Annotated in this window: 8 protein-coding genes; 5 read left to right on the top strand and 3 right to left on the bottom strand. The window is 66.9% G+C overall.

The genetic code is table 11. From position 1 onward, the window contains the following. The first annotated feature begins 5 nt into the window (after positions 1 to 5). Both bpeB and CFB50_RS14495 read left to right on the top strand, forming a co-directional pair. Positions 6 to 3,206: an efflux RND transporter permease BpeB gene (gene bpeB / locus CFB50_RS14500; protein ID WP_089446320.1), complete on the top strand. Its 3,201-nt coding sequence runs from the start codon at positions 6 to 8 to the stop codon at positions 3,204 to 3,206. Next, positions 3,206 to 4,729, top strand: a complete 1,524-nt coding sequence (locus tag CFB50_RS14495) for an efflux transporter outer membrane subunit (RefSeq protein WP_089446319.1) — start codon at positions 3,206 to 3,208, stop codon at positions 4,727 to 4,729. Before bpeB ends, CFB50_RS14495 begins: the two co-directional genes overlap by 1 nt. Positions 4,730 to 5,091: 362 nt before the next feature. Here CFB50_RS14495 and CFB50_RS14490 read toward each other — a convergent pair whose 3' ends face one another. After that, complete coding sequence (locus CFB50_RS14490) at positions 5,092 to 6,468, bottom strand: nucleobase:cation symporter-2 family protein (protein ID WP_166897537.1); 1,377 nt, start codon at positions 6,466 to 6,468, stop codon at positions 5,092 to 5,094. A 439-nt stretch (positions 6,469 to 6,907) separates the two neighbouring features. Here CFB50_RS14490 and CFB50_RS14485 point away from each other — a divergent pair, with 439 nt between their 5' ends. The 3 genes from CFB50_RS14485 to fghA all read left to right on the top strand — a co-directional run bounded on the left by CFB50_RS14485 (position 6,908) and on the right by fghA (position 10,606). Then, positions 6,908 to 8,359, top strand: a complete 1,452-nt coding sequence (locus tag CFB50_RS14485; RefSeq protein WP_089446317.1) for a xylulokinase — start codon at positions 6,908 to 6,910, stop codon at positions 8,357 to 8,359. A 275-nt stretch (positions 8,360 to 8,634) separates the two neighbouring features. Further along, positions 8,635 to 9,741: an S-(hydroxymethyl)glutathione dehydrogenase/class III alcohol dehydrogenase gene (locus CFB50_RS14475; RefSeq protein ID WP_011353045.1), complete on the top strand. Its 1,107-nt coding sequence runs from the start codon at positions 8,635 to 8,637 to the stop codon at positions 9,739 to 9,741. A gap of 16 nt (positions 9,742 to 9,757) precedes the next feature. Next, the gene (gene fghA / locus CFB50_RS14470; protein ID WP_089446315.1) at positions 9,758 to 10,606 is read left to right on the top strand and encodes an S-formylglutathione hydrolase; all 849 of its coding nucleotides are present in this window, start codon (positions 9,758 to 9,760) and stop codon (positions 10,604 to 10,606) included. 138 nt (positions 10,607 to 10,744) lie between these two features. Here fghA and CFB50_RS14465 read toward each other — a convergent pair whose 3' ends face one another. Both CFB50_RS14465 and CFB50_RS14460 read right to left on the bottom strand, forming a co-directional pair. After that, positions 10,745 to 11,527, bottom strand: coding sequence for a metal ABC transporter permease (locus CFB50_RS14465; RefSeq protein ID WP_089446690.1), 783 nt, complete (start codon positions 11,525 to 11,527; stop codon positions 10,745 to 10,747). After that, positions 11,520 to 12,410, bottom strand: coding sequence for an ABC transporter ATP-binding protein (locus CFB50_RS14460; RefSeq protein ID WP_089446314.1), 891 nt, complete (start codon positions 12,408 to 12,410; stop codon positions 11,520 to 11,522). Before CFB50_RS14460 ends, CFB50_RS14465 begins: the two co-directional genes overlap by 8 nt. Positions 12,411 to 12,425: the final 15 nt, after the last annotated feature.

The raw sequence follows: 12,425 nt of genomic DNA, 5'->3' as shown, positions 1-12,425 counted from the left end.
GTTTCATGGCAAAGTTTTTTATCGATCGCCCGATCTTCGCGTGGGTGATCGCCATCATCCTGATGCTGGCCGGGGTTGCGGCGATCTTCACGCTGCCGATCTCGCAGTATCCGACGATCGCGCCGCCCTCGATCCAGATCACCGCGAACTACCCGGGCGCTTCCGCGAAGACGGTGGAAGACACGGTGACGCAGGTGATCGAGCAGCAGATGAGCGGTCTCGACAACTTCCTGTACATGTCGTCGACCAGTGACGACTCGGGCAACGCGACGATCACGCTGACCTTCGCGCCGGGTACCAACGCCGACATCGCACAGGTCCAGGTGCAGAACAAGCTGTCGCTCGCGACGCCGATTCTGCCGCAGGTCGTGCAGCAGCTCGGCCTCTCGGTGACGAAGTCGAGCAGCAGCTTCCTGCTGGTGCTCGCCTTCAACTCCGAAGACGGCAGCATGAACAAGTACGACCTCGCGAACTTCGTGGCGTCGCACGTGAAGGACCCGATCAGCCGGTTGAACGGCGTCGGTACCGTCACGCTGTTCGGCTCGCAGTACGCGATGCGGGTCTGGCTCGATGCGACCCGGCTGACGAACTACGGCCTCACGCCGGTCGACGTGTCGACCGCGATCTCCGCACAGAACGTGCAGATCGCAGGCGGCCAGATCGGCGGCACGCCGTCCACGCCGGGCACGATGCTGCAGGCGACGATCACCGAATCGACGCTGCTGCAGACGCCCGAGCAGTTCGGCAACATCCTGCTGAAGGTCAACCAGGACGGCTCGCAGGTTCGCCTGAAGGATGTCGCGAAGATCGAACTCGGCGGCGAAAACTACAACTTCGACACGAAGTACAACGGTCAGCCGACCGCGGCACTCGGTATCCAGCTCGCAACCAACGCGAACGCGCTGGCGACCGCGAAGGCCGTGCGCGCGAAGATCGACGAACTGGCGCCGTTCTTCCCGCACGGCCTCGTCGTGAAGTACCCGTACGACACGACGCCGTTCGTGAAGCTGTCGATCGAGGAAGTGGTCAAGACGCTGCTCGAAGGTATCGTGCTGGTGTTCCTCGTGATGTATCTGTTCCTGCAGAACCTGCGGGCGACGATCATCCCGACGATCGCGGTGCCGGTCGTGTTGCTGGGCACGTTCGCGATCATGTCGATGGTGGGCTTCTCGATCAACACGCTGTCGATGTTCGGCCTCGTGCTCGCCATCGGCCTGCTGGTGGACGATGCGATCGTGGTCGTGGAGAACGTCGAGCGGGTGATGGCGGAAGAGGGCCTGTCACCGAAGGAGGCGACCCGCAAGGCAATGGGCCAGATCACCGGCGCACTCGTCGGCGTGGCGCTCGTGCTGTCGGCGGTGTTCGTGCCGGTGGCGTTCTCGGGCGGTTCGGTCGGCGCGATCTATCGTCAGTTCTCGCTGACGATCGTGTCGGCGATGGTGCTGTCCGTGCTCGTCGCGTTGATTCTGACGCCGGCACTGTGCGCGACGATCCTCAAGCCGATCCCGCAAGGGCATCACGAAGAGAAGAAGGGCTTCTTCGGCTGGTTCAACCGCACGTTCAACAACAGCCGCGACAAGTACCACGTCGGCGTGCACCACGTGATCAAGCGCTCGGGCCGCTGGCTCATCATCTACCTGGTCGTGATCGTCGCGGTCGGCCTGCTGTTCGTGCGCCTGCCGAAGTCGTTCCTGCCGGATGAAGACCAGGGCCTGATGTTCGTGATCGTGCAGACGCCGTCGGGCTCGACGCAGGAAACGACCGCGAAGACGCTCGCGAACATTTCCGACTACCTGCTGAAGGACGAGAAGGAAATCGTCGAATCGGCGTTCACGGTCAACGGCTTCAGCTTCGCCGGCCGCGGCCAGAACTCCGGTCTCGTGTTCGTTCGCCTGAAGGACTATTCGCAGCGTCAGCATGCGAACCAGAAGGTGCAGGCGCTGATCGGCCGGATGTTCGGGCGCTACGCGGGCTACAAGGACGCGATCGTGATCCCGTTCAACCCGCCGTCGATTCCTGAACTCGGCACCGCTGCCGGCTTCGACTTCGAGCTGACGGACAATGCGGGTCTCGGCCACGATGCGCTGATGGCCGCACGTAACCAGTTGCTCGGGATGGCCTCGAAGGATCCGACGCTGCAGGGTGTGCGTCCGAACGGCCTGAACGATACGCCGCAGTACAAGGTCGACATCGATCGCGAGAAGGCGAACGCGCTCGGCGTGACGGCGGATGCGATCGACCAGACGTTCTCGATCGCATGGGCGTCGAAGTACGTGAACAACTTCCTGGATACCGACGGCCGGATCAAGAAGGTCTACGTGCAGGCAGACGCACCGTTCCGGATGACGCCGGAAGACATGAACATCTGGTACGTGCGCAACGGGTCGGGCGGGATGGTGCCGTTCAGCTCGTTCGCGACCGGTCACTGGACGTACGGTTCGCCGAAACTCGAGCGTTACAACGGCGTGTCGGCGATGGAAATCCAGGGTCAGGCCGCACCGGGCAAGTCGACCGGTCAGGCGATGGCTGCGATGGAACAGATCGCGAAGAAGCTGCCGGTCGGTATCGGCTATTCGTGGACCGGCCTGTCGTTCCAGGAAATCCAGTCCGGTTCGCAGGCGCCGATCCTGTACGCGATCTCGATCCTCGTCGTGTTCCTGTGTCTCGCGGCGCTGTATGAAAGCTGGTCGATCCCGTTCTCGGTGATCATGGTGGTGCCGCTCGGCGTGATCGGTGCACTGCTTGCGGCAACGATGCGCGGCCTAGAGAACGACGTGTTCTTCCAGGTCGGCCTGCTGACGACCGTGGGCTTGTCCGCGAAGAACGCGATTCTGATCGTGGAGTTCGCGCGCGAACTGCAGATGACGGAGAAGATGGGGCCGATCGAGGCCGCGCTGGAAGCGGCGCGCCTGCGGCTGCGTCCGATCCTGATGACGTCGCTCGCGTTCATTCTCGGCGTGATGCCGCTCGCGATCAGCAACGGCGCGGGTTCGGCCAGCCAGCACGCAATCGGTACGGGCGTGATCGGCGGGATGATCACGGCGACGTTCCTCGCGATCTTCATGATCCCGATGTTCTTCGTGAAGATCCGCGCGATCTTCAGCGGCGAGAAGGAAGACGTCGACGAGGCGCTGCGCCTGGCTCAGGAGCACTCGCACCACGAAGAGAAGCCGGGCAACGGCGACGAAGGCAACAAGGGACAGTGATGATGCAAAAACACGCTTTGACTGCAATCGCGGTCGCGCTCTTCGCCACGGGCTGCACGATGGCGCCGCATTACAAGCGGCCCGATGCGCCCGTCGCGCAGGCGTACCCGGCCGACGGCGTCTACGCGACGCAGCCGGGTGCGGCCGGCGCGCGCAGCGCGAACGGGCAAGCTGCGACCGCCATCGGCTGGCGCGAGTTCTTCGTCGATCCGCGCCTGCAGCGGCTGATCGAGATCGCGCTGAAGAACAACCGCGACCTGCGCGTGTCGGTGCTGAATATCGAGGCGGCGCGCGCGCAGTACCAGATCACGCGCGCGGGGCTGTTCCCGACGCTCGACGGTACGGGCACGGGCAATATCCAGCGCGTGCCGCAGGGTCTTTCGCAGACCGGTGCGCCGTACATCTCGCGCGCCTACAACGTCGGGCTGTCGGCGTCGTGGGAACTCGACCTGTTCGGCCGCGTGCAGAGCCTGAAGGATCAGGCGCTCGCGCAGTACCTGTCGACGTCGTACGCGCGGCAGGCGTCGGAAATCTCGCTGGTGTCGCAGGTGGCGGATCAATACCTGACGCTGCTGTCGACCGACGATCTGTTGAAGGTCACGGAGAACACGCTGAAGACCGCGCAGGCGTCGTACGACCTGACCAAGCTGCAATTCGACAACGGCACGGGCTCCGAGCTCGAGCTGCGTCAGGCGCAGACGGTGGTCGAGACGGCGCTCGCGAACCAGCAGGCGCAGGCACGTGCGCGTGCGCAGGCGCTGAACGCGCTGGTGCTGCTGATCGGCGAGCCGCTGCCGGACGATCTGCCGGCGGGCATGCCGCTCGACGCGCAGAACCTGCTGACGGACGTGCCGGCCGGGTTGCCGTCGGATCTGCTCACGCGTCGTCCTGACGTGATGCAGGCCGAGCAGACGCTGCTCGCCGCGAACGCGAACATCGGCGCGGCGCGCGCGGCGTTCTTCCCGAAGATCTCGCTGACGGGCGCGTTCGGCACCGGCAGCCCGACGCTCGGCGGCCTGTTCAAGGCCGGCACGGCGGCATGGTCGTTCGCGCCGCAGATCACGATGCCGATCTTCGAAGGTGGTCAGAACATCGCGAACCTGAACCTCGCGCATGTGCAGAAGCGCATCGAGATCGCGAACTACGAGAAGGCGATCCAGTCGGCATTCCGCGAAGTGTCGGATGGTCTCGCCGCACGCGGCACGTACGACCAGCAGATCGCGGCGCTGGAGCGTAACGAGCACGCGCAGCAGCGGCGCTTCGACCTGTCGGACCTGCGTTACAAGAACGGCGTCGACAGCTATCTGTCGGTGCTGACCGCGCAGACGGATCTGTACTCCGCGCAGCAGACGCTGATCAGCGCGCGTCTGGCACGCTGGACGAACCTGGTCACCCTCTACCGCGCACTGGGCGGCGGGTGGATCCAGCGGGCCGGCGAAACGCCGCGCGCGCCGGATGCACCGGTCGACTACGACAAGGCGGCCGTTCCTGCGCCTGCGTCGGCGGTGGCGACGAACGGGTAAGCGCAAGCAAGGAAGGGCAGGCGCGGTCTAATGCGCTTGCTCTTCGAGCCGGCTGGTTGCGGAAACAAGAACGCCGCGGACGAAAGTCCGTGGCGTTTTCTTTTGCGTGCTCGAATCGCGTGGCGCGAAGACGGTTGGGTGACGATGCGCGCATCGGGCTCCGGTGCCGCTTATCGCGCCGGTCCAGTCATCCTGCGTCGCCAGCGAGCATCCCGTGCCACGCCGGTGGGCGACCCGCTTTCGCGCGCGATGACCGTCCGACCGATTACCGCGCACGGTACAGCCCCGCAAAGCAAAACGCCACGGCATGCCGTGGCGTTTTTCGTTACCGCTTCTCCGCGCCGTCGTCCGGCGTGAGGCGATCAGTGATGCACGTCGGCGGGACGCCCGTCGAAGTCGTGTCCGGCCCGGCGGATGTCGCAGCGTGCGTCCTTCTCGCCTTTCACGCCGTTGAACACGATGTTCAGGATCACGGCCGTCGCCGATGCCAGCAGGATGCCGCTGTGCAGGATCGGGGCGAGCGCGGGCGGCAGCTTCGAGAAGAAGTGCGGCGACACGACCGGGACGAGGCCCATGCCGACGCTCACGGCGACGATGAACAGGTTGTGCGTGTTGTTCACGAAGTCGACCTTCGACAGCACCTTGATGCCGTTCGCCGCCACCATCCCGAACATCACGATGCCCGCACCGCCGAGCACGAACGGCGGCACCGATGCGACGACCTGCGCCATCTTCGGGAACAGGCCGAGCAGCACGAGGATCACGCCGCCGGTGGCACACACGAAACGGCTCTTCACCCCCGTCACGCCGATCAGGCCGACGTTCTGCGAGAACGACGTATGCGGGAACGAGTTGAAGATGCCGCCGATCAGCGTGCCGAGGCCGTCGACGCGCAGGCCGCGCACGAGGCGCTCCTGGTTGACCGGGCGATCGACCATGTCGCCGACCGCGAGGAACATGCCGGTCGATTCGATGAACGTGACGAACATCACCGTGACCATCGTCACGATCGACAGCGGGTCGAAGTGCGGCAGGCCGAAGTGGAACGGCATCACGAAGCCGACCCACGGTGCGTGCGCGACGCCGTCGGTGTTCACGCGGCCGATCGCGAAGGCGATCGCGAAGCCGGCGACGATGCCGAGCAGCACCGAGATGTTCGCGACGAAGCCGCGGCCGTACTTGTTGATCAGCAGGATCAGCGTGAGCACGAGCAGCGACAGGCCGAGATAGACGGGGCTGCCGTATTCGGGGTTGCCGACACCGCCGGCCGCCCAGTTGATGCCCACTTCCATCAGCGACAGCCCGATCACCGCGATCACCGTGCCGACGACCACGGGCGGGAAGAACCGCAACAGCTTGCCGATCGTCGGCGCGAGCACGATGCCGATGATGCCGGCCGCGATGGTCGAGCCGAAGATGTCGAGGATGCCGAGGCCGGGGTTGGTGCCGATCGCGATCATCGGGCCGACTGCCGCGAACGTGCAGCCCATGATGACGGGCAGGCGGATCCCGAAGATCCACAGGCCGAGCGTCTGGATCAGCGTGGCGATGCCGCACGAAAACAGATCGGCGCTGATCAGGAACGCGATCTGGTCTTTCGGCAGCTTGAGCGCGGCGCCGACGATAAGCGGCACGGCGACAGCGCCGGCGTACATGACGAGGACGTGTTGCAGGCCAAGCGTTACCAGCTTGCCGGTCGGCAGCACCTCATCGCACGGATGGACCGTGTTCGGTTGCATCTGTCTCACTCCATGATCTTGTTTTCGGGGTGATACGAAGTTATGCGGAATGAATCAACGCAACAAGAGCGCTGGGTACTATTCCGTTCTTTGCTGGTTCGATATGCCATTTCGGCATGCAACAGGGTGTCGATCATCGGGAAACAGCCGCAGGAGTGAGGTTTCCCGGTTTTATAGCCCTTCAAAATAGCGCTGGCCCGCGTGCCAAATATCGGCCGCTTTATGGTGTGTATCGGGCGGGCGGCATAGTGGCAAAAAGTGCCTGGGAAAAATCGTGCCGGGTTAACCCGTGAACGGCCGCTTTGGCCCGCAAGGTGCAGCCGGGTGGAACCCGGCCGGCGACCGCGCTTTCGGCCTGCCGCGGTAGCGGCAAAAAACGGGGCGCGCATCGCGATCCCGTTATCATCGACATCCGTTCATTCGAATTCGCCCTCACGTCATGCGCCTGCTCGGAATCGACCTCGGCACCGGCTCCGTCAAACTCGTCACGCTCGACGCCGACGGCGTCGAGCGGGCGGTCGCGAGCGAACCTTATGCGCTGTCGTCGCCGCAGCCCGGCTGGGCGGAGATCGCGCCGGACACGTGGTGGCAGGCGCTCGTGCGCGCGGCCGCGCGGCTGCCGGCCGACGAGCGTGCGCAGGTGGCGGCGATCGGGTTCTCGGGGCAGATGCACGGTGTCGTGCTGATCGACGCGGCGGGGCAGCCGGTGCGGCCCGCGCTGCTGTGGCCCGACACACGCGCGGTGCGCGAAGCGGAGGCGGCCGATTGGCGCACCGCCGGTTTGGCCATCGCACCGAACCCTGTCGCGCCGGGCATGGCCGGCCCGCTGTTGCGCTGGTTGGCCACGCATGAACCCGAAGCGCTGCGCGCTGCGCGCTGGGCCGTGCAGCCGAAGGACTGGTTGCGCATCGCGCTGGGCGGCGACGTCGCCGCCGATCCGAGCGACGCGTGCGCGACCGCGCTCGCGACGCCCGACGGCGCATGGGATGGCGCATTGATCGACGCGCTCGGCCTGCCTGCCGACCGGTTCGCACCGGTCCTTCCGTCGACCGCGCGCTGCGGCACGCTCGGCGCGCAGGCTGCCAAGGCGCTTGGCCTGCCGGCCGGCGTGCCGCTGGCGACGGGCGCGGCCGACACCGCATGCGCGGCGCTCGGCAGCGGGCTTGCTGCCGCCGGCGACGCGCTGCTGACGACCGGCAGCGGCGGCCAGATCGTCGTGCTCGCGGATGCGCTGCCGCCCGCGCGACGTGGGCTGCATCGCTATCGCGCGGCGGCCGGCGGCGGCTATTACACGATGGCCGCGATGCAGAACGTCGGGCTCGCGCTCGAAGCCGCGCGCGGCTGGGTCGGCTACGCGCAGTGGGCCGATGCGTATGACGATGCGTTCGCTCACGCGGCGTCGGAACGCCTGTGCTTCCTGCCGTACCTGACGGGCGAGCGTTCGCCGTGGATGAACCCCGATGCGCGCGGCGGCTGGCTCGGCCTCGGGCTCGGCGACACGCGCGGCGCGATGATGCGCGCCGCGTTCGAAGGCGTCGCGTTCGCGTTGCGCGCGGGGCTCGATGCGATCCGCGACGCCGATCGCGGCGACCCGGTCGCGATGCTGCGTCTCGCGGGCGGCGGCTCGGTCGATCCGCGCTGGCGCCAGCTGCTGGCCGATGCGCTGGGCGCGTCGCTCCACGCGATCGACTGCCCGAACGCCGCGACGCGCGGCGCCGCGCTGCTCGCGGGCGTCGCGATCGGGCACTGGCGGGAAGACGCGCTGCACGCGCTGGCGCCGGCCGCGTCGCCGGTTGCCGCGCCGCGCGACGATCGCGCGCTGGCCGCGCGCCACGCGCGCTTCGTCGATCTGTATGCGCGAACGGATGCATGGTTCACGACGGGCGTTTAAACTCGAACACTTGTTCTTTTGCGCCAGCGATGACGCATCGTGGCAAGCCGGCGACCGTTTCCCGCACGCGATGCGCGGCCGGACCGGCCATCATGGCGAGCACGAGATTCTTTCGCCGTGCCGTGCGCGATGCCGCACGGCACGGCTTCGACAGCTTTGCATGGAACCCGGTGCGAAGCATGAGGCCGGCGTGGGTGCTCGCGCACCCACGCCGGCCGACATGCGCGCTGACGCGCCGACCCGGGCCGACCTCACACACAGACAGGAGTCACACGATGAAGACGAAAGCAGCGATTGCATGGAAGGCGGGCGCGCCGCTGACGATCGAGGAAGTCGATCTGGAAGGGCCGCGCGCAGGCGAAGTGCTGATCGAGGTGAAGGCGACGGGCATCTGTCACACCGACTACTACACGCTGTCGGGCGCCGATCCGGAAGGGATCTTCCCGGCGATCCTCGGCCATGAAGGCGCGGGCGTCGTGGTCGACGTCGGCCCCGGCGTCGGCACCCTGCGCAAGGGCGACCACGTGATCCCGCTCTACACGCCGGAATGCCGCGAGTGCAAGTTCTGCCTGTCGCGCAAGACCAACCTGTGCCAGAAGATCCGCGCGACGCAGGGCAAGGGCCTGATGCCCGACGCGACGTCGCGCTTCTCGCTCGACGGCAAGCCGTTGTTCCACTACATGGGCACGTCCACGTTCTCGAACTACATCGTCGTGCCGGAAATCGCGGTCGCGAAGGTGCGCGAGGACGCGCCGTTCGACAAGATCTGCTACATCGGCTGCGGCGTGACGACGGGCGTCGGCGCGGTCGTGTACTCGGCGAAGGTCGAGGCGGGCGCGAACGTCGTCGTGTTCGGCCTCGGCGGCATCGGCCTGAACGTGATCCAGGGCGCGAAGATGGTCGGCGCGGACAAGATCATCGGCGTCGACATCAACCCGAAGCGCGTCGAGCTCGCGAAGAAGTTCGGGATGACGCACTTCATCAACCCGAACGAAGTCGAGAACGTGGTCGACCACATCGTGCAGCTGACCGACGGCGGCGCGGACTACTCGTTCGAATGCGTGGGCAACGTGAAGCTGATGCGCCAGGCGCTCGAGTGCACGCACAAGGGCTGGGGCCAGTCGTTCATCATCGGCGTGGCGGCAGCGGGCGAGGAAATCAGCACGCGTCCGTTCCAGCTCGTGACGGGCCGCGAATGGAAGGGTTCGGCGTTCGGCGGCGCGCGCGGCCGCACCGACGTGCCGAAGATCGTCGACTGGTACATGGAAGGCAAGATCAACATCGACGACCTGATCACGCACACGCTGCCGCTCGAGCGGATCAACGAAGGCTTCGACCTGATGAAGGCCGGCGAGTCGATCCGTTCGGTCGTGCTGTACTGACCGGGAGCGCACCGCGATGCTCGAACTCGTTTCCTCGCATGCGTGCCACGGCGGCGAGCAGCGTTTCTACCGTCACGATTCGGCGGCCATCGGCCTGCCGATGAAGTTCTCGGTGTACCTGCCGCCGCAGGCCGCGCGCGGCCGCGTGCCGGCGCTGTTCTATCTCGCGGGGCTCACGTGCACCGACGAGACGTTCGCGATCAAGGCCGGCGCGCAGCAATACGCGGCGCAGCACGGCATCGCGCTCGTGATGCCCGATACGAGCCCGCGCGGCGCGGGCGTGCCGGGCGAGACCGATGCGTGGGACTTCGGTGTCGGCGCGGGCTTCTACGTCGATGCGACCGAGGCGCCGTGGTCCGCGCATTACCGGATGGAGTCGTACGTGACGGGCGAGCTGCGCGAGCTGGTCACGGCCGAGCTGCCGATCGACGGCGCACGGTTGGGGATTTTCGGCCACTCGATGGGCGGGCACGGCGCGCTGACGCTTGCGCTGCGCCATCCGGGCCTGTACCGGTCGGTGTCGGCGTTCGCGCCGATCGCCGCGCCGACGCGCTGCCCGTGGGGCGAGAAGGCGTTCTCGGGTTATCTGGGCGCCGATCGCGAAGCATGGAAGGCACACGACGCGAGCGAACTCGTCGCGCGCGCCGATGCGCCGAAGTTCGCGGACGGCATCCTCATCGATCAGGGCCTCGACGATCAGTTCCTCGCGAACCAGCTGAACCCCGACGTGTTCGAGGCCGCGTGCGCGAAGGCCGGCCAGCCGCTGACGCTGCGCCGCCATCCGGGCTACGACCACGGGTACTACTTCATCTCGACGTTCATCGCCGATCACCTCGCGCATCACGCGCGCGTGCTCGCACGATGAGCGGGAAGGGAAGCAGGTAACGCGCACGGCGGCATACCGCGCGCGGCACGATCGCGAGCATATGCAAAAACGCCGGCGCTGCCCTCGGGCACGCCGGCGTTTTTCATTTCCTTCGGGTGGCGATCCGCCTGGCGGCGATCAGTGGCGCCGCAACAGGCTCGTGCCGTACACGAGCGCCGACAGCGCGGTGATCCAGAAGCTCGTCGGCCAGTCGGTGTGATACGCGAGCACGATGCCGAGCCACGCTTCGAACAACGCGAACAGCGCGGCAAGCAGCACGCCGGTCGACAGCCGCGTCGTCACGTTCTGCGCGGCGGCAGCTGGCCCGACCAGCAGCGTGAACACCAGCAGCACGCCGACGATCTGCGTCGCCGCGGCCACCGCGAGCGCGCACACCGCGAGGAACAGCATCGACACCGTGCGCAGCGACACGCCCTTGGCTTCGGCCAGTTCGGGCTGCAGCGACGCGAACAGCAGCGGCCGTGCGATCAGCGCGAGCGCGAGCAGGCTCACCGCGCCGATGCCGGCGAGCACCGCGAGCGTGTCGTGGCTCACCGCGAGCACGTTGCCGAACAGCAGCGCGGTGACCTGCGTCGCGAACGACGTATAGAAATGCAGGAACAGCAGGCCGAAGCCGAGCGCGCCGGACAGGATCACGCCGATCGCGACGTCACGGCCCGCGAGCTTCTCGCCGAGCGCGCCCATCCCGATCCCGGCCGCGAGCGTGAAGCCGACCATCCCCCAGATCGGCGAGATGCCGAGCAGCACCGCGCCCGTCGCGCCGGTGAAGCCGACGTGCGACAGCGCATGGCCGGCGAAGGTCTGCCCGCGCAGCACCAGGAAATAGCCGACGATGCCCGCGAGCACCGCGACGATCCCCGACGCCGCGAAGGCGTTGATCATGAAGTCGTATTCAAACATCGTGCGAATGCCCGGGATGAGCGTGTCCGTGGTGGTGATGGCCGTGGCCGCCGCCACCGCCGTGCGAGTGACCGTCGTCGTCCTCGTGTTCGTGGTCGTGCTTCTCGATCTCGACGTCGCCCGACATCACGAAGATCTTGCCGTTCACGCGCATCACGTCGATCGGCGAACCGTAGAGCCGCGACAGCACCGGCTTCGTGATCACCTCGTCGACGGTGCCGAGCGCCGCGACGCCGTTGCCGAGATACAGCACGCGGTCGAGTGCGTTCAGCAGCGGATTCAGTTCGTGCGCGGAGAACAGCACGGTGATGCCGAGCTCGCGCTGCACGTTGCGCACGAGTTCGACGACGCCGCGCTGGTGATTCGGGTCGAGGCTGATCAGCGGCTCGTCGAGCAGCAGCAGCTTCGGGTTGCCGAGCAGGCACTGTGCGAGCAGCAGGCGCTGCCGCTCGCCGCCGGACAGTTCCGACAGCGGCCGGCGCGCGAGCGTCTGGCCGCCGACGAGGTCGAGCACGCGATCGACGTCGCGGCGCGTCGCCGCGTTCGTGTGCGGCAGCCCCCAGCGGTGGCCGTCGGCGGCCATCGCGACGAAGTCGTAGCCGCGCATCCGGCGGTTCGCGAGGCCGCTTCTGATCTGCGGCATGTAGCCGATCGACGCGTTGCCGCGCACGACCGGCGCACCGCCGACGGACAGTGTGCCGGCCGACACGGGCACGAGGCCGAGCACCGCGCGCATCAGCGTCGTCTTGCCCGCGCCGTTCGGCCCGAGCACGCCGACGAATTCGCCGGGTTCGATCGAGAAGCTGACGTCGCGCAGGATCGTGCGTCCGCCCAGTTCGAGCGTGACGCGATCGACGGCGAGTGCGTGAGGAGTGACGGTCATTTCGTTACGGAGTGT

It is taken from the genome of Burkholderia sp. AU33423, assembly GCF_002223135.1.
GTDB lineage: Bacteria > Pseudomonadota > Gammaproteobacteria > Burkholderiales > Burkholderiaceae > Burkholderia > Burkholderia lata_D.
Note: the sequence above shows the minus strand (reverse complement) of the source record. Positions and strands in the feature narration are given on the sequence as shown.

Excerpts from the sequence above, each read along its gene's own strand:
- bpeB (WP_089446320.1), top strand. The coding sequence starts at position 6 with ATGGCAAAGTTTTTTATCGATCGCCCGATCTTCGCGTGGGTGATCGCC.
- CFB50_RS14485 (WP_089446317.1), top strand. The coding sequence starts at position 6,908 with ATGCGCCTGCTCGGAATCGACCTCGGCACCGGCTCCGTCAAACTCGTC.
- CFB50_RS14460 (WP_089446314.1), bottom strand. The coding sequence starts at position 12,410 with ATGACCGTCACTCCTCACGCACTCGCCGTCGATCGCGTCACGCTCGAA.
- fghA (WP_089446315.1), top strand. The coding sequence starts at position 9,758 with ATGCTCGAACTCGTTTCCTCGCATGCGTGCCACGGCGGCGAGCAGCGT.
- CFB50_RS14465 (WP_089446690.1), bottom strand. The coding sequence starts at position 11,527 with ATGTTTGAATACGACTTCATGATCAACGCCTTCGCGGCGTCGGGGATC.
- CFB50_RS14495 (WP_089446319.1), top strand. The coding sequence starts at position 3,206 with ATGATGCAAAAACACGCTTTGACTGCAATCGCGGTCGCGCTCTTCGCC.
- CFB50_RS14490 (WP_166897537.1), bottom strand. The coding sequence starts at position 6,468 with ATGCAACCGAACACGGTCCATCCGTGCGATGAGGTGCTGCCGACCGGC.
- CFB50_RS14475 (WP_011353045.1), top strand. The coding sequence starts at position 8,635 with ATGAAGACGAAAGCAGCGATTGCATGGAAGGCGGGCGCGCCGCTGACG.